At 69.5% G+C, this 15,695-nt stretch carries 16 protein-coding genes; 7 read left to right on the forward strand and 9 right to left on the reverse strand.

The window, feature by feature from the left end; all coding sequences use genetic code 11:
- Complete coding sequence (locus tag Q9S36_RS07340) at positions 1–1,926, reverse strand: ABC transporter ATP-binding protein (protein WP_396653743.1); 1,926 nt, start codon at positions 1,924–1,926, stop codon at positions 1–3.
- Positions 1,927–2,077: 151 nt separating this feature from the next.
- Here Q9S36_RS07340 and Q9S36_RS07345 point away from each other — a divergent pair, with 151 nt between their 5' ends.
- The gene (locus Q9S36_RS07345) at positions 2,078–3,604 is read left to right on the forward strand and encodes an MDR family MFS transporter (protein WP_311284564.1); all 1,527 of its coding nucleotides are present in this window, start codon (positions 2,078–2,080) and stop codon (positions 3,602–3,604) included.
- Between the two features lie 20 nt (positions 3,605–3,624).
- On the opposite strand, the gene Q9S36_RS07350 is transcribed toward Q9S36_RS07345, so the two are convergent.
- Entirely contained in the window at positions 3,625–4,464 is an 840-nt protein-coding gene (locus Q9S36_RS07350) for a DNA-formamidopyrimidine glycosylase family protein (RefSeq protein ID WP_311284565.1), read from the reverse strand.
- Between the two features lie 33 nt (positions 4,465–4,497).
- Complete coding sequence (locus Q9S36_RS07355; protein ID WP_311284566.1) at positions 4,498–4,620, reverse strand: hypothetical protein; 123 nt, start codon at positions 4,618–4,620, stop codon at positions 4,498–4,500.
- 180 nt (positions 4,621–4,800) lie between these two features.
- Here Q9S36_RS07355 and Q9S36_RS07360 point away from each other — a divergent pair, with 180 nt between their 5' ends.
- Positions 4,801–5,349: a type 1 glutamine amidotransferase domain-containing protein gene (locus Q9S36_RS07360; RefSeq protein ID WP_311285056.1), complete on the forward strand. Its 549-nt coding sequence runs from the start codon at positions 4,801–4,803 to the stop codon at positions 5,347–5,349.
- Between the two features lie 68 nt (positions 5,350–5,417).
- On the forward strand, positions 5,418–5,729 hold the full coding sequence (locus Q9S36_RS07365; RefSeq protein WP_251450361.1) for an ATP-dependent DNA ligase: 312 nt from the start codon (positions 5,418–5,420) through the stop codon (positions 5,727–5,729).
- 33 nt (positions 5,730–5,762) lie between these two features.
- Here the strand turns inward: Q9S36_RS07365 and Q9S36_RS07370 are convergent, their stop codons facing one another.
- Positions 5,763–6,209, reverse strand: a complete 447-nt coding sequence (locus Q9S36_RS07370; RefSeq protein WP_251450363.1) for a MarR family winged helix-turn-helix transcriptional regulator — start codon at positions 6,207–6,209, stop codon at positions 5,763–5,765.
- Positions 6,210–6,391: 182 nt separating this feature from the next.
- On the opposite strand from Q9S36_RS07370, the gene Q9S36_RS07375 reads away from it, so the two are divergent.
- Positions 6,392–7,207, forward strand: coding sequence for an alpha/beta hydrolase (locus Q9S36_RS07375; RefSeq protein WP_311284567.1), 816 nt, complete (start codon positions 6,392–6,394; stop codon positions 7,205–7,207).
- On the forward strand, positions 7,204–8,577 hold the full coding sequence (locus Q9S36_RS07380) for a diguanylate cyclase (RefSeq protein WP_311284568.1): 1,374 nt from the start codon (positions 7,204–7,206) through the stop codon (positions 8,575–8,577). Before Q9S36_RS07375 ends, Q9S36_RS07380 begins: the two co-directional genes overlap by 4 nt.
- A 461-nt stretch (positions 8,578–9,038) precedes the next feature.
- Here Q9S36_RS07380 and Q9S36_RS07385 read toward each other — a convergent pair whose 3' ends face one another.
- The 3 genes from Q9S36_RS07385 to Q9S36_RS07395 form a co-directional block, all read right to left on the reverse strand.
- Positions 9,039–10,664, reverse strand: a complete 1,626-nt coding sequence (locus tag Q9S36_RS07385) for a LuxR C-terminal-related transcriptional regulator (protein WP_311284569.1) — start codon at positions 10,662–10,664, stop codon at positions 9,039–9,041.
- A gap of 117 nt (positions 10,665–10,781) precedes the next feature.
- Entirely contained in the window at positions 10,782–11,795 is a 1,014-nt protein-coding gene (locus Q9S36_RS07390) for a squalene cyclase (RefSeq protein ID WP_311284570.1), read from the reverse strand.
- A 46-nt stretch (positions 11,796–11,841) separates the two neighbouring features.
- Complete coding sequence (locus tag Q9S36_RS07395; RefSeq protein WP_311284571.1) at positions 11,842–12,732, reverse strand: aldo/keto reductase; 891 nt, start codon at positions 12,730–12,732, stop codon at positions 11,842–11,844.
- A gap of 204 nt (positions 12,733–12,936) precedes the next feature.
- Between Q9S36_RS07395 and Q9S36_RS07400 the strand changes: the two genes are divergently transcribed.
- The gene (locus Q9S36_RS07400) at positions 12,937–13,287 is read left to right on the forward strand and encodes a LysR family transcriptional regulator (protein WP_251450373.1); all 351 of its coding nucleotides are present in this window, start codon (positions 12,937–12,939) and stop codon (positions 13,285–13,287) included.
- A gap of 3 nt (positions 13,288–13,290) precedes the next feature.
- Here the strand turns inward: Q9S36_RS07400 and Q9S36_RS07405 are convergent, their stop codons facing one another.
- Both Q9S36_RS07405 and ychF read right to left on the reverse strand, forming a co-directional pair.
- Positions 13,291–13,863 (reverse strand): alpha/beta hydrolase, encoded by a 573-nt coding sequence (locus Q9S36_RS07405; RefSeq protein ID WP_311284572.1) that lies wholly within the window; start codon positions 13,861–13,863, stop codon positions 13,291–13,293.
- A 16-nt stretch (positions 13,864–13,879) separates the two neighbouring features.
- Positions 13,880–14,953, reverse strand: a complete 1,074-nt coding sequence (gene ychF / locus Q9S36_RS07410) for a redox-regulated ATPase YchF (protein WP_311284573.1) — start codon at positions 14,951–14,953, stop codon at positions 13,880–13,882.
- Positions 14,954–15,031: 78 nt separating this feature from the next.
- On the opposite strand from ychF, the gene Q9S36_RS07415 reads away from it, so the two are divergent.
- Positions 15,032–15,688, forward strand: coding sequence for a methyltransferase domain-containing protein (locus Q9S36_RS07415; protein WP_311284574.1), 657 nt, complete (start codon positions 15,032–15,034; stop codon positions 15,686–15,688).
- Positions 15,689–15,695: the final 7 nt, after the last annotated feature.

Below are 15,695 nucleotides of genomic sequence, written 5' to 3' on the forward strand. Positions count from 1 at the left end.
TCAGGATGCCGCGGACTCCGCCGCCTTCTCCGCCTCGAGGATGCGGCTGGCCGCGAGCTGCTCCGCCGCGAGGTCTGCGTAGAGCCCCCCGCCTGCGAGGAGTTCGGCGTGGGTTCCTGATTCGACGATGCGCCCCGCCTCCACGACGTGGATGATGTCGGCGCCGATGATGGTCGACAGCCGGTGCGCGACCGTGAGGGTCGTGCGGCCGCGGGCGGCGGCATCCAGGGCCTCCTGCACGACGCGTTCCGAGACGGTGTCGAGGGCGGAGGTCGCCTCGTCCAACAGCAGCACCGGCGGGTCCTTCAGCAGCACGCGCGCGATGGCGATCCGCTGCTTCTCCCCGCCTGAGAGCCGGTAGCCGCGCTCGCCGACGACGGTGTCGTACCCCCGCTCGAATCCCTCGATGACGTGGTGGATGTTCGCGGCCCGGCACGCGGCGGCGACCTCGTCATCGGTGGCGTCGGGCTTGGCGTAGCGGAGGTTCTCGCGGATGGTCGCGTGGAAGAGGTACGTCTCCTGCGACACGATGCCGACGTGATCGACGATGGATTCCTGCCGGAGTCGGCGGACGTCCTCGCCCGCGAAGAGCACCTGTCCCGCCGCGGCTTCGTACATCCGGGGCGTGAGATAGAGCACCGTGGTCTTGCCGGCGCCGGAGGGACCCACGAAGGCGACGTGCTGACCCGGGTCGGCGGTGAAGCTCACCGCGTCGAGGGTCGGGCGGCTGTCGGGTGCGGCATCCGGGTACCGGAAGACGACGTCACGGAACTCGATCCGCCCGATCGGACCGGGCGCCTGCTCGACCGACAGCGCGTCGGGGGCGTCCTGGATCGCCGGCACCAGGTCGAGGTACTCGAAGATGCGGGCGAACAGCGCGGCGGACGTCTGCAGATCGAGGGCCACGCGCATGAGGCCCATGAGCGGCATGAGGAGTCGGGCCTGCACGGTGGTGAAGGCCACGATCGTGCCCGCCGTGATCTCGGCGGCCCCGCCGGCGACGAGGTACCCCGCGACGAGATAGATGATCGCCGGGACGCTCGCCATCATCACCTGCACCACGGCGAAGAAGCCCTGGCCGCTCATCGCACGGCGCACCTGAAGACGCACCTGGTTGACGTTCTCGTCGCCGTACCGTGCGGATTCGGTGCGCTGCCGGTTGAACGACTTGGAAAGCAGGATCCCCGACACGCTCAGCGTCTCCTGGGTGATGGAAGTCAGCTCCGAGAGCGACTCCTGGGTCTCGCCGGCGATGCGGGCGCGGACCTGGCCGACACGTCGCTGCACCACGACGAGGAACGGCATCACGACCACCGCGATGAGGGTCAGGCGCCAGTCGATGATGATCATCGCCACGAGCGAGGCGATCACGGTGACGGCGTTGCCGAGGATGCTCGTGACGGTGTTCGTGAGCACGCCCGATACGCCGCCCACGTCGTTCTGCAGACGCGACTGGATCACCCCGGTCTTGGTGCGGGTGAAGAAGCCGAGCTCCATGGACTGCAGGTGCTCGAACAGGCGCACGCGCAGATCCCCGGTGACGCGATTGCCGACGGTGGCCGTGAGCCAGGTCTGCGCCACACCCACGATCGCCGACAGCAGGAAGAGTCCGATCATCGCCGTCACGAGGGTGGCCAGCAGTGACAGGTCCGGCCGACCGCCGTCGAGCGGGAACAGCGCGTCATCGAACACCCGCTGCACGATGAGCGGCGGGATCACCGCGATCGCGGCACCGGCGATCACCAGGGCTCCGGTGGCGACGATGCGGCCGCGGTACGGACGGAACAGCGCCACCACGCGGCGGCCGAGGTCGGGAATGCGGGGAGCCTGCGCGTTGATGCGCTTCTGCGCCTCGATGTCGACGCCGCGGAAGCCGCCGCCGCCGCCGGGGTGGCCGCCACCTCCGCCGCCGCCCCCGCGCCCCATGCTCATGGAGGCCAAGCCTAGCCACGCGCGGATCGACGGGCTCCGGTTTCACCCGGTCGGGAATGCCCTGTCGGACCCCGTGGTTATCCTGGAGGCTTGCCATCCGGGGGTCGACCCTGCGATGGCGCCGACCGACCGCCGAGGAGCACGCATGGCCGCGACCGACACCAGTGCAACTCCGGCCACCGGCGGCATCCCGGTCCCGCAGGGATCGAAGCTCACCGCCGCCGAGAACCGCGTGATCTGGCTGCTGCTGGCCGCCGCGTTCGTTGCGATCCTCAACGAGACCACGATGGGTGTCGCGATCCCGCACCTCATCACCGATCTCGGCATCACCGCCGTCGCCGCGCAGTGGCTGACGACGGCGTTCATGCTGACGATGGCGATCGTGATCCCGGTCACGGGATTCCTGCTGCGGCGCTTCACGACGCGGCAGATGTTCATCACCGCGATGAGCCTGTTCTCGCTAGGCACCCTCGCGGCACTCCTTGCTCCGGGGTTCGAGCTGCTGGTGGTGGCCCGCGTCATCCAGGCGTCGGGCACCGCGATCATGATGCCGCTGCTCATGACGACGATCATGAACCTCGTTCCGGCCCACTCCCGCGGCCGCATGATGGGGCGCGTCAGCATCGTGATCTCGCTCGCCCCCGCCATCGGACCGACCCTGTCGGGCTTCCTGCTCGACACCGTCGGATGGCGTGCGAACTTCGGCGTCGTTCTGCCCATCGCCCTGGTGTCGCTCGCGATCGGCGCTCGCTGGATCCACAACCTCGGCGAGACGACCCGCGCCCCCATCGACGTGCTCTCGGTGATCCTGTCGGCCTTCGGCTTCGGCGGGCTGGTCTACGGCCTCAGCCAGATCGGCGGCGCCTCGGGTCACGGCGGCGGCACCGCGGCCGAGGAGGCGGCGGCCGGGACGACCTCGTCGATCGCACTCGTCGTCGCCCTCTCGGTGTCGGTCATCACGCTCGGTCTGTTCGTGTGGCGTCAGCTGCGCCTGCAGAGGAATGACGATGCTCTGCTCGATCTCCGGGTCTTCCGCTCGCCCAACTTCACCCTGTCGATCATCCAGATGACGCTGCTGTCGATCGCCTTCTTCGGCACGATCACCGTCGTGCCCCTCTACATGCAGTACGTCCTCCAGGTGTCAGCTCTCGAGACCGGGTTGGTGGTCCTGCCCGGGGCGCTGGTGATGGGCCTGGCCGGTCCCGTCATCGGCCGCATCTACGACAAGAGAGGCACGCAGGTGCTGCTGATCCCCGGGTCGATCATCGCCTCGGGCATGCTGTGGATCTTCACCACCTTCGACGCCTCGACCACGGTGTGGACGATCGCCATCGCTCAGACCGTGCTGTCGCTGGGACTGGCGATGTCGTTCACGCCTCTGTTCACCGCGTCGCTGGCCTCGCTGCAGCCGCAGTTCTACTCCTACGGCTCGGCCATCCTCGGCACCGCGCAGCAGGTCGCCGGGGCCGCGGGCATCGCGCTGCTGATCACGATCTACTCTTCCGTCGCCGCGGATGCCGTCGGCGCCGGACTGGACGAGATCACCGCCGGCGCGGTGGGAACCCGGACCGCGTTCCTCGTGGCGGCATTCGTGTCGCTGCCGCTCATCGTCGGCGCCTTCCTGATCCGCAAGCCCGCTGACGACCAGGGCTCGGTGCCCGCGGCCCACTGAGGCGAGGCCGTCCCCCGCGGTCACTCCGGCAGCGGGACCCCGCCGGTCTGGCAGCCGGGACAGTACTGGGCACCCTGACTGGTTCCGGGCACGTCGAGGATCGTGCTGCCGCAGACGCCGCACAGGCCCCCTGCCCGGCCGTGCACGCGCATCGCGGCGACCTTCGCGGCCTTCAGCTCCTCGGGCGGCGTGTCGCGCCGGGCCGCGGTGGCGTCGATGAGCACGGCGCGGACGGTGGCGAACAGCCGGTCCTTCTCCTCGTCGGTGAGGGCGGCCGCGTGTGTGAAGGGCGACAGCCTGGCCGTGTGGAGGATCTCGTCCGAGTAGGCGTTTCCGACACCCGAGAAGCTCTCCTGCTCGACCAGGAGCGCCTTGAGCCGTTTGCGTCGCCCGTCCACGGCGCGGGCGAAATCTTCACGCGTGTACGCCGGGCCCATCGGATCCGGCCCCAGCTTGGCGATCGCGGGCACCTGCAGCGGCTCGTCGACCCACGAGAGGCCGAGCGACAGCCACTCCCCCGCATCCGTCAGCTCGAGCGCGCTGCCGTCATCGAAAGAGATGGCGGCCACGACCGGCGGGGCGTCGGGGTCCATTGCCGCGGACGCGAGTTCCGGAGCACGCAGACGGGCCCAGCCGGCACGACCGAACGAGACGACGAGACTTCCGCGGTCGATCTCGAGATCGACGTGCTTGCCGAATCGGGAGACACCCGTGATGCGGCATCCGGCGATACCCTCAGCGGGGCGCTCGCGGGTCTTCCACACGCGCGCCTCGATGAGATCGATGCCCTGGATGCGCCTGCCGGTGAGCGCGCGATCGAGATCCTCCGCGAGGATCTGGACTTCCGGCGACTCCGGCATGGCGTCAACGGGCGGCCGGTGCGGCCGGCGGGGTCAGTTGCCGCCGCAGCATCCGCCGCCGCAGCACGAGCCGGCGGACTCGTCGGAGGCCGTGACGAGCAGGTTCTTCTCGTCGGTGACGGGCTGAAGGGGCGTGGTGGAGGATGAGGTCGACATTCCCCCATCGTAACCGCGGAGGCCGACATCGGCACGGAAGCGCCGTGCGTCACGTGAGTAGTCGACGACGCCGGTCGATGCAACCCCCTCGCCCCGGCCGACTCCCGACGTAACGTGGCGATCGGTGGTCGCGGACCCGCACCGCCCACCCGATGCATCCATCGACGAAAGGACACTGCCATGACCGATCTCAACGGCAAGACCGTCGCCTTCCTGCTGACGGACGGCTTCGAGGACAGCGAGCTGACCTCCCCCTGGGGCGCCGTGACGGATGCCGGCGCGACCGCGACGCTCGTATCACCGGCTTCGGGGTCTGTCACGGGCAAGAACGGCCACGAGCAGAGCGTGGACCGTCCGGTCACGGACGTACAGGCGTCGGAATTCGACGCGCTCGTGCTTCCGGGTGGCGTCGTGAACGCCGATCACCTTCGGATGGACGAAGACGCCGTGTCGTTCGCTCGCGAGTTCTTCGAACAGCACAAACCGGTCGCGGTGATCTGCCACGGAGCATGGACTCTCATCGAAGCGGGAGTGGTCGCCGACCGCACGCTGACGAGCTACCCGAGCCTCAAGACCGACTTGCGCAACGCCGGCGCCACCTGGGTCGACGAAGAGGTCGTGGTGGACGCGGGCTTGGTGTCGAGCCGCACGCCGGATGACCTGCCGGCCTTCAACGCCAAGCTCATCGAAGAGGTGGCCGAAGGCGATCACGCAGGCCAGACAGCATGACCCCTCTCGGATGATTAGGCGGGCTTACTTCATTTAGTAAGCCCGCCTTCCCGCTCTACGTTGTGGATGTGGGAAAACTCGTTTATGGCAGCGATTCTCGATCGCTCGACATCGACGACCGCGTTCTGGCGCACCTCCGCGTGGTGTTCATGAACAAGCTGCGACGACTCGAGCCCTTCATGTTCCACCTTCCCGATCCCCCCGGCGTGCGGTCTCTGTGGGTCCATCCCGCGGTGCCGATCGTCTTCCACTTCTACGGATCTCGAGCCCCACGGCTCAACCGGGCGTGGGTCGACGCGCTCATGCTCGAAGCGGCGGGACCCCACGGACTGCGGATCGTCGCCGAGCCCGACGAGGAGAACGCCGCGGCCTCCGGGTGAGCCCGGCCAGGCCGGACGTGCTCGCCGATGTGCTCAGGTGCATTCCCGGTCGACCGCGTCCGTGATGAGCGTCAGAAAGCGCACGACCTCTTCCATGTCGACCGCGCTGAGGTTGTCGGCGAGACGCCGTACGTGCGCGGTCAGCGGGTCGATGTCATCGGCGTCCGCCGAGCGGTCGAGCGGCCGCACGAACTTGCTCCGACCGTCATCCGGATTCCGCTCGAAGACGATCAGACCGCCGGTGCGGAGCCGATCGAGGATCGTCGTCATGGATGCTGTCGAGACGCCGACGTGATCGGCGACCATGGTGGGCGTGACGTCGACACCGGCGTCGGAACTCTCGTAGACGTACCGCATCGCCGCACGAGCGGTCTCGCTCGGCCCGCATTGCGTCTGCCGCCGGCGTGCCAGGCGCGCTTCGGCCAATCTCAGTCGCTCGACCGCCCGGGCCGCCTCGACCGCCGTCGCCTGTTCGCCCACGCGCCACTCCCCTCGACTGCCGAAAGTGTAGGTCGCCCCCTGACTTTCGACCTGCCCCTTGCACTCACATGTCCCGTCGCGCTACGCGGCAGGGCGTGCCCCGATACCGGATTGTCGACGCCGTCGTCTACGCTCAGCAGTGCGGTCATGCAGTACGCCGCGTTTCGACCCGAGGAGCGCCCATGACCGCAGCCGTGCAGGCGTCGGACGCGCTCCGACGCAACAACGTCACCGTCGGCGGCGACCCATACGGGCGCGTCATGGTCTTCGCGCACGGCTTCGGCTGCGACCAGGCTGTCTGGCGTGCGGTGGCGCCCGCGTTCGCACCCGACCATCGAACGGTGCTCTTCGATCATGTCGGAGCCGGCGGGTCCGACCTGAGCGCCTACCACCCCGGCCGGTACGACTCGCTCGACGGCTATGCCGAGGATCTGCTCGAGATCCTCGAAGCCATCGACGCCACGGACGTCGTCTTCGTCGGGCACTCGGTGAGTGCGATGGTGGGGGTGCTCGCGGCGAACCGCGATCCGTCCCGATTCGGCGCCCTGGTGCTCGTGACCCCCTCGCCTCGATACGTCGACGATGCAGAGTACGACGGCGGCTTCAAGCCCGACGACATCTCGAGCCTGCTCGACTCGCTGGACGCGAACTACCTCGGCTGGTCGCGGGAGTTCGCCCCGGTGATCATGGGGACCCCCGAACGCCCGGACCTGGGCGAGGCGCTGACCGCGAGCTTCTGCCGCGTCGATCCGGCGATCGCGCGGCACTTCGCGCGCGTGACCTTCCTCTCCGACAACCGGGATGACCTGCGCGCGGTCTCGGTGCCGACCCTCGTGCTGCAGTGCAGCAGCGACGCGCTCGCCCCCCGCACGGTCGGCGACTACGTCCACGCCGCGATCCCCGGCAGTCGGCTGGCTGTCCTGGAAGCCACCGGCCACGTCCCCATCCTCTCCGCGCCCGACGCCGTCATCGCCGAGATCCGGGAGTTCCTGGCGTGAGCGCGGACAGCTGGTTCGATCTCGCCCCGTGCGGGCTCGTGGCGACCTCGCCCGACGGCACCGTCCTCGAGGCCAATTCGACGTTCCTCGAGTGGACGGGACACTCGCCAGAGATCATCGGCTCGCCCTTCGCGGACCTGCTCGATCCCGGGAGCCGCCTGTTCTACGAGACGCGGCACGTGCAGTCGCTGCACCTGCAGGGGAGGGTCGACGAGGCAGCGCTGACGATCCGCCGGACCGACGGCCACGGCATCCCGGTCCTGGTCAACTCGCTGCGGGACGCCGCGACCGGCGTCGTGCGGACGGCGGTCTTCAACGCGACCGAGCGGATCCGGTACGAGCGCGACCTTGTTCACGCTCGACGAGCTGCCGAGTCCTCCGAGGCCCGCGTGCGCGTGCTGCAGGAGGTCTCGAGCACTTTCGGGCTGACAGCGAGCGCGGAGGACGTCGCGCACGCCTTCGCCGACGTCGCGCGAACCGCCTTCAGCGCACAGGAGGCGGCGGTGCTCCTGTGGGACGAGGAGGGCGATCTCGTGCTGGCGGGCGGCGTGAACCCGCTCGCGGGTCGCGTGCCGCCGGTCGTCACGCTCCGCAACACGCCGCGGGTCGTCGCCGTCACCGAGAAGGCCGCGCAGACGCAGTTCCCCGAGCTCGCCGCCGCCATGCGCGAGACCCGACTCGAGGCGCTGAGCGTCACGCCGCTCTTGGACGAGAGCGATCGGCTGGGCGTGCTGGTGTGCTTCTTCGGGCGCGATCGCGAGTTCGACGACCAGTTCTACGACCTGCAGCAGGCGCTCGGCAGGCAGGCGTCGCAGACGCTCGTCCGTCTGCGCTACCAGCGCCGTCTCGCCTTCCTCGCCCTCCACGACCAGCTGACGGGCGTCGGCAACCGTCAGCTGCTCGAGCAGAGTCTCGACGACGCGATCCGCACCGCGTGGAACGAGCGCACCCCGCTGGCGGTCCTCTTCCTCGACGTGGACGATTTCAAGAGCATCAACGACCGGTTCGGCCACGCGGCCGGCGACATGGTCCTCACCGAGCTCGCCGCGCGCCTCACGCACGGCGTGCGCGCGGGGGACGTCGTCGGTCGCATCGGCGGGGACGAGTTCGTCGCCATCTGCGCGGATGCCGACCAGGAAGCCGCCGAGGCCATCGCCGAGCGGATCCTCACGATGACCCAGGACCCGATCACCGTGGACTCCGGCCTGATCTCACCGTCGGTGAGCGTCGGCGTTTCGCTCTATCGTCCGCAGGAGGACCCGCGCCCCGAGCCCGAGCACCTTCTCGTGCGAGCAGACGGCGCGATGTACGAGTCGAAGGGCGCCGGCAAGAACCGCGTCACGATCGAGCGGCTCGTCGACCTGCTCTGACGCCGCCCGCGCGCTCGGAGATGGGCGGCTCCAGGCCAGTGAGATTCTCCGCCTGCCTCGTTCCTCCCTGCACGCCTCTGTGCGATGCACAGCACGAGCATGATGGCGCACGAGACGACGTAGAACGAGTGCAGCGCCCAGATCGGCCCGATCGGGAGAGTGAAGACGTACAGCGAGTACACGAGGTTCGCGACGTTGATCATGACGAGGCTCGGCACGCTGTACGACGAGACGTCCCCGGTCCGCAGCGCCTTGCGCAGCATGGGCAGGTTGCTCGCCGCGAAGACCACGGTCGAGACCGTGCCTGCGACGAGCGGGATGTCCATGCCGGCAACGCTATGCGCGGCCCGCTCTTCGCCGCGTCGGTCGGATCACCCATTCCGGCCGCGCCCGTGCGTGGGCAGATATATGTAGATCCCCGCGGCATGCACCCTGCGGATCCTGAGACTGCGGCATCCGGCTCAGATCAGCCCGTGCTCGTACGCATACGCCGTCGCCGCCGCGCGCGAGGTCAACCCGAGCTTCCCGAAGATGTTGCTCAAGTGCCGCGCCACCGTCTTGTCGCTGATCGACAGCCGTGTCGCGACGCCGCGGTTGGTGAGCCCGGTCGCGACCAGTCGCAGCACATCGACCTCGCGAGTGGTGAGAGCGTCGCGCGCCCGGGCTCCGGTCAGCCCGGCCAGCTCGGCGAGGTCGGCGTGCGCCCCCAAGAGCTCGAACGTCTCCCGCGCCGCCGCGAACTCCGCGGAGGCCGCCTCGGCGCGCCCGTCTGCCATCAGGCTCCTACCCCGAAGCACCCGGCATCGGGCGGCCTCATACGGCGCGTCCTCCCGGATCCACGCATCCCACGCCTGCGTCGCTCGCGCACATGCCGCCGGCGGCTCGCCCTCGGCGAGGAGGACCTCCGCGTCTGCCGCAGCGCTGAGCGCCATCAGCATGGGTGTCGGCGCCGCTCGCGACAGTCCCAGAAGGTCGTCGGCCGCCCGCCGCGCCGCGGGGGCGTCACCCGCGCGGACTTCGATGTGCACCAGCGCCGGCAGCAGTCGTCGCCGGGTGGCCTCGTCCGCACCGGCGACGCTGCTGCGGATCATCGCCTGGGCCGCGGCTGCGTCGCCGCGCGCGAGGTGCAGCAGGGCGAGCCCCGGCTGCGGATCCCATCCTGTGACCCCTGCCTGTCGGTAGTGCTCGAGCGCAGGACGGAACTCGCCCCGCACTCGGTGCACCTCCGCGCGGGCGTAGTTCGCGACATAGCCCGCGGTGAAGTCGCCCTCCCTCAGTCGCTCTCCGGCGAGATGGGCGTGAGCGGATGCCGCATCCCACCGACCGTGCAGGAGGAGCAGCTGCGCGCGGTAGGCATGGGACTGCCCGGTATACGCGAGCAGCTCGGGCTGCGCGTCGCACCACGAGGCGAACGCCCTCGTCCAGGTGTGCGCCCGCGCGAGGTCGAATGCCTCGTGCCACACGTCGAGGACGACCCGGTACATGACGCACATCATGACCGGTGACACCTCCCCTGCTGCCACTGCGGCCATGGCGACGTCCAGACTGGCTAATCCTTCCGCCGTCCGTCCGAGCATCGTGAGAGCCTTGCCTCGCCCGAAGGCGGCGTGCGCGGCCAGCTCGCGATCGCCCGAGCGCTCCGCCGTCGCCGCGATGACGTCGTACCGTCGAATGGCCTCCCCCTGGTCGCCGACGAACATCACCGTCAGCGCGGCGGGCACGAGCGCGACGAGCCCGCCGACGGGATTGCGACCTTCCAGCCGGTCGACCACCCGCAGGCCCCGGGCCACCCAGGTGGCGGCCTGCGACACCTCCCCGGCTTCGAGCAGCTCGATCGCGAGCCACCCCGCCGTCCGCGCCGCACCGACCGTCTCGCCCTCGACCAGATACCTCTCGTGCGCTTCGGCCAGCGCCGCGAACGACTCGGCGGTCCTTCCACGCAGGAAGTAGGCCTCGGCCAGCTGCTCGAGCACCGGCCCGCCGAGCTCACCCGCCGAGCGAGCGCCTTCGAGCCGTACGCAGACCTCGCGCCACCGGCCCGCAGCGGCAGCGGCGCCCGCGAGCTGCATCGCAGTGCCATCGACCATCGCGGCCCCCAGCTGACGAACCCCTGACTTCCGGTCGGGCGCCCTCGTCGGTGTCGGAACGATACCGCCCGCCACCGGCGCTCACAAGATGCTCGGATCCAGAGACGCGGGTCGGACTCACGCGGGCGGTCGCGACGTGGAGCCCGGTCGGTCCCCGACGTCCGCCGAGGCGGCATCCCACCATCGCAGCACACGCGAGCCGAAGAGAGTGAGCCACTTCGACGGACTGCCTTCGTCGACATCGACGGGGAACCACGTGCGCCCGGCGAGCGGGGTGGACTGCAACCAGGTGCCGTCGGGTCGCCGGGCCTCACGCACGAGGTCGACGGCGTCCGACAGACGAGGGTCCGGAGCGACTCCGTCGTGCAGCGCGGCATCTCTGAAGTAGTCGAGCGCGATCAGCGCACTGTAGCGGTGGCGGTTCGGGTACACGAAGCGCACGACGAAGTCGCCGACGAGCGCTCCGGTGGTGGCGCGGTACATCAGTCGCCGCCGCAGCAGGTACTCCTGTCCGCGATGACGGGATGCCCGCAGGCCGACATCTCCGGTCAGCTGCTCGTACTGCAGCATGCCGCGAAGGGCGTTGAGCGTCGAGTGGAACGACGATCGCGTGGACTCCCCCTCCTCCGCCTCGCAGTTCCACCCGCCGTCCTCGAGCTGATGCGCAGGGAACCATGCGGCGAGCCCGGATACGTCCGCGCCGAGCCAGGCTCCGGTGGCGAGAGTGTACGCGTTGATGCACACGTCCACCTCTCCGCCCCAGTACGGCAGGTCCTCGTAATCCCACCGGCTGTTGGCAGCCAATCGTGCCGCGGTGTCGCCCAGAACCGCCGCATCCACGCCCCACTCCCGCAGATCGCGCAGCACCCACGTCGTCGCCGTCCACGGCTGACCCGGTTGCCGAGGTTCGTCGCCGTCGAAGAATCCGGCGGGAAAGAACGAACCGCCGGCCCACTGCCCGTCCGGATCCTGCGCCCTCAGGAGCGCGGCCCCGAACCCCTCGGTGGCCACGCGCGACCGGGTCGCCTGCCAATGATCCCGCGGCGCGTCGAGCAGATCGCGCTCGACCTGCCAGCGGAGGGCCGGATCCGCGTCGAGCAGCCAGGCGTACAGGTCGTCGGTCGACGTCATCTCCACACGCTATCTCGCCGCACCGACACGCCGGACGGCTCGGGGGTCAGTCGAAGATGCCGACCGACGCCGACAGGCGAGACACCTCGTCCGCCTCGAGGTCGAGATCGGCCGCCTTCGCCGAATCGACGATGGATGCCGCGCGCCGCGCTCCCGGGATCGGGATGACCGTCGGGGCCAGCGCGAGTTCCCAGGCCAGCACCGCTTGCTGCGGGCTGACGCCGTGCGCGTCGCCGACCTCTCGGAACACGGAGAACCGGTCGCCGACGCTGCGGGCTCCCCCACCGGTGCCGCCCAGCGGACTCCACGGCAGGAAGGCGATCCCGTGCTCGCCGCAGAAGCGCAGCTCGTCGATGCTGCCGGGGTGCTTGGGCGAGAACTCGTTCTGCACACTCGCCAGGTTGCCCTCGCCGAGCACCTCCAGGGCGATCTCGATCTCCTCGACGCTGGCATTGGAGATCCCGACGGCCCGGACGAGGCCGTCCGCCTGAAGAGCGGCGAGCGCCTTCATGACGTCCCCGTAGACCAGCCAGCGGTCGGGACGGTGGTACTGATACAGCTCGATCCGGTCGACGCCCAGGATCTCGAGCGACCGCTCGACCGCCGAGCGCAGGTAGGCCTCGGAGCCGTCGCGTCCCCACACCTCGCCCTCGCTGCGCGTGATGCCGCCTTTGGTCGCGACGAAGATGCTCGACGCATCGCCGTCCCACGTGCGCAGCGCCTCGGCGACGATCCGCTCGTTGTGCCCCATCTCGTTCCACGCAGGAGCGTAGATGTCGGCGGTGTCGATCAGTGTCACGCCCGCATCCAGCGCCGCGTGCACTGTGGCGACGGCATCCTCGAGAGAGGGGATCTGCTTGTCGTTGTTCATCGACAGGGGCATGGCCCCCAGGCCGATCGCCGAGACCTGCCGGCCGGCGAGGATGCGCTGTCTCACGTCGTCTCCTTCTTCGGACCCGCCCGTCCTTCGGGATCGGCCCGGTCGCTTCCCGGATCAGTCCCGGTCGCGTCGTCCCAGCCTGCCAGGAACCGCACGTGCTCGGTCGAGGCTGGACAGGACCGACCCGGGTGTGAGAAGGGCGGACGGAGACCCGGTGCCGCCCCTCGACCGGCCAGGCACGCCGATCAGTACCCTGGAGACGTGAAGCTCGCCGATCTCCGACGTTTCGCGGCTGTCGAGGCTGCCGACCTGCACTTCCCACGCGCAGCCGAGGCGCTCGGAATACCGCTGGCCGCGCTGTACTCGTCGATGGAGCGCCTCGAGGCCGAGGTCGGGCATCCGCTTTTCACGCGCACGAAGTCGGGCAGTGTGCTGAGCCCCGCCGGGCAGCTGCTCCTGGACGAGGCGAAAGCGCAGATCTCCGCGGCACCCGCCGCTGCGCAACCACCGAAGCCTGCTGCCGGAGGCAAGGCCAAGGCCTCGAAGGGAAAAGGCCGCGCACCCGTCGTGAAGGGTCAGCCGAAACCGTACAAGAAGCGACAGGGCCGGTAGCCCTCAGTCCCAGTCGAGGTACTCCTCGATGATGACCGCGGTCTCGATCGGGTGCGTGAGCGGGAAAAGGTGACCCGCGCCGTCGAGGGGCTTCACGCTGGCACGCTCGGGGGCCGTCGACTGAAGCCGGTCGCCGTTGGCCGGCACCGTGACATCATCCTCGGTTCCCTGGATGATGAGGACGGGGATCACCGGCGCGAGGGCGATGTCGTCGTCCTCGACGCCGAGGAGCAGGAGGCCGTTCGCACGGTCTGCGTGACTGGCGACGACGGCGCGGGCGACAGTGCCGCCGAAGCCATGGCCGCCGATCCACGAGCGGTCGAGGCCGAGGTGGTCCATCACGGCGACGACGTCCTCGGCGCGCTCGTCGAGCGAGGGCGAGCCGTCGGCATCCGCACGATGCCCGATGCGGATCACGTGGAAGCCGGCCTCCTCGGCGAGGTAGTGACCCACCACTCCGAGGGCGTCGCGCCCTTCGCCGGGCTCGGGGATGAGGACGAGCTTGATCGGTCCGTCGCCCTCATCGACGAAGGGGATGGCGCGACCGGACGGCTCGAAGATCTGGGAGTCGGGCATGGGATCGGTCCTTTCGTCAGACGTTGAAGCGGAACTCGACGACATCGCCGTCCTGCATGACGTAATCCTTGCCCTCGAGTCGCGCCTTGCCCTTCGCACGGGCCTCGGCTACCGAGCCGAGCGCGACCAGGTCATCGAACGAGATGACCTCGGCCTTGATGAAGCCCTTCTCGAAGTCGGTGTGGATGACACCCGCGGCCTGGGGCGCCTTCCAGCCCTTGCCGATCGTCCAGGCGCGGGCTTCCTTCGGCCCCGCGGTGAGGTACGTCTGCAGGCCGAGGGTGTCGAAGCCGATGCGAGCCAGCTGGTCGAGTCCGGACTCCTCCTGGCCGGTCGACGCCAGGAGCTCGGCGGCATCGTCGGGGTCGAGGTCGATCAGCTCGGATTCGATCTTGGCGTCGAGGAAGACCGCCTGCGCCGGCGCGACGAGCGCCGCGAGCTCCGCCTTGCGCTCGGCATCCGTCAGCACCGCCTCGTCGACGTTGAACACGAAGATGAACGGCTTCGCGGTGAGCAGTCCGAGCTCCTTGATCGGAGCGAGGTCGATACCCGAGCCCGACAGCAGGACGCCGCGTTCGAGAGCGTCCTTGGCCTCGAGCGCCGCCTGCAGCACAGAAGGATCGAGCTTCTTGCCCTTGACTTCCTTCTCGAACCGCGTGACGGCCTTCTCCAGCGTCTGCAGGTCCGCCAGCTGCAGCTCCGCGTTGATGGTCTCCATGTCGCTCTGCGGATTCACCGCACCCTCGACGTGCACCACGTCGTCGTCGCTGAACCCCCGCACGACCTGGGCGATCGCGTCGGCCTCGCGGATGTTGGCGAGGAACTGATTGCCCAGCCCCTCCCCCTCGCTGGCGCCGCGGACGATGCCGGCGATGTCGACGAACGACACCGCCGCGGGCAGGACCCGCTCGGAGTGGAAGATGTCGGCGAGCACCTGCAGACGAGGGTCGGGGAGGTTCACGACCCCGACGTTCGGCTCGATCGTGGCGAACGGATAGTTCGCGGCGAGAACCTGATTCTTGGTCAGGGCGTTGAAGAGGGTCGACTTGCCGACATTCGGGAGTCCGACGATTCCGATGGTGAGAGCCACGGGCCCCAAGTCTACGTGCGCGGGATGCCGCGCCCTGCCGCCCTGTCGCCGGACGCATCGCCGGAGCATACTGAGGCCGTGGACGAATGCTGCGTCCCGCGGACCCCGGGTGGGTACGACGAGGTGTTCGACGCCCGCTTCGCTCGGAAGCTGGCGCGTCGTTACGAGCGCCGCGGACCGACGAAGCCGGAGCAGGTCGTCATCGACTTCGCCTCGTCGCTCGGCCTGACCGGCGCCACCGTGCTCGAGGTGGGCGGCGGGATCGGCGAGATACAGCTCGAGCTGCTGAGACGCGGTGCCGCGCACACGACCAATCTCGAGCTGTCGCGCCAGTACGAACCGGAAGCCGCGCGACTCGCACGGGCAGCCGGGCGACAGACGTCCATCACGCGACTCGTGGGGATCGACATCGCGGTGGATCCGGCATCCGTGGCCCCCGCAGACATCGTGGTGCTGAATCGAGTGGTGTGCTGCTACCCGGATTACGACCGACTGCTGTCGGCTTCAGCGGCGCTCGCGCGCCGGGCCGTCGTCTTCAGCCACCCGCCCCGCACGCTGCTCACCCGGGCTCTCGGCGTCCTCGCCAATGCCGGAATGAGGCTCACCCGCCACACCTACCGGGGGTTCATCCACCCGCCCCAGGCGATGATCGACGTGCTCGCACGCCACGGCTTCGCGGCCGACTACCGCCGACGCGCAGGGTTGTGGGCGGTCGTGGGTGCGGTGCGCTCCTGACGATTCA

The organism is Microbacterium sp. ARD31, from assembly GCF_031844425.1.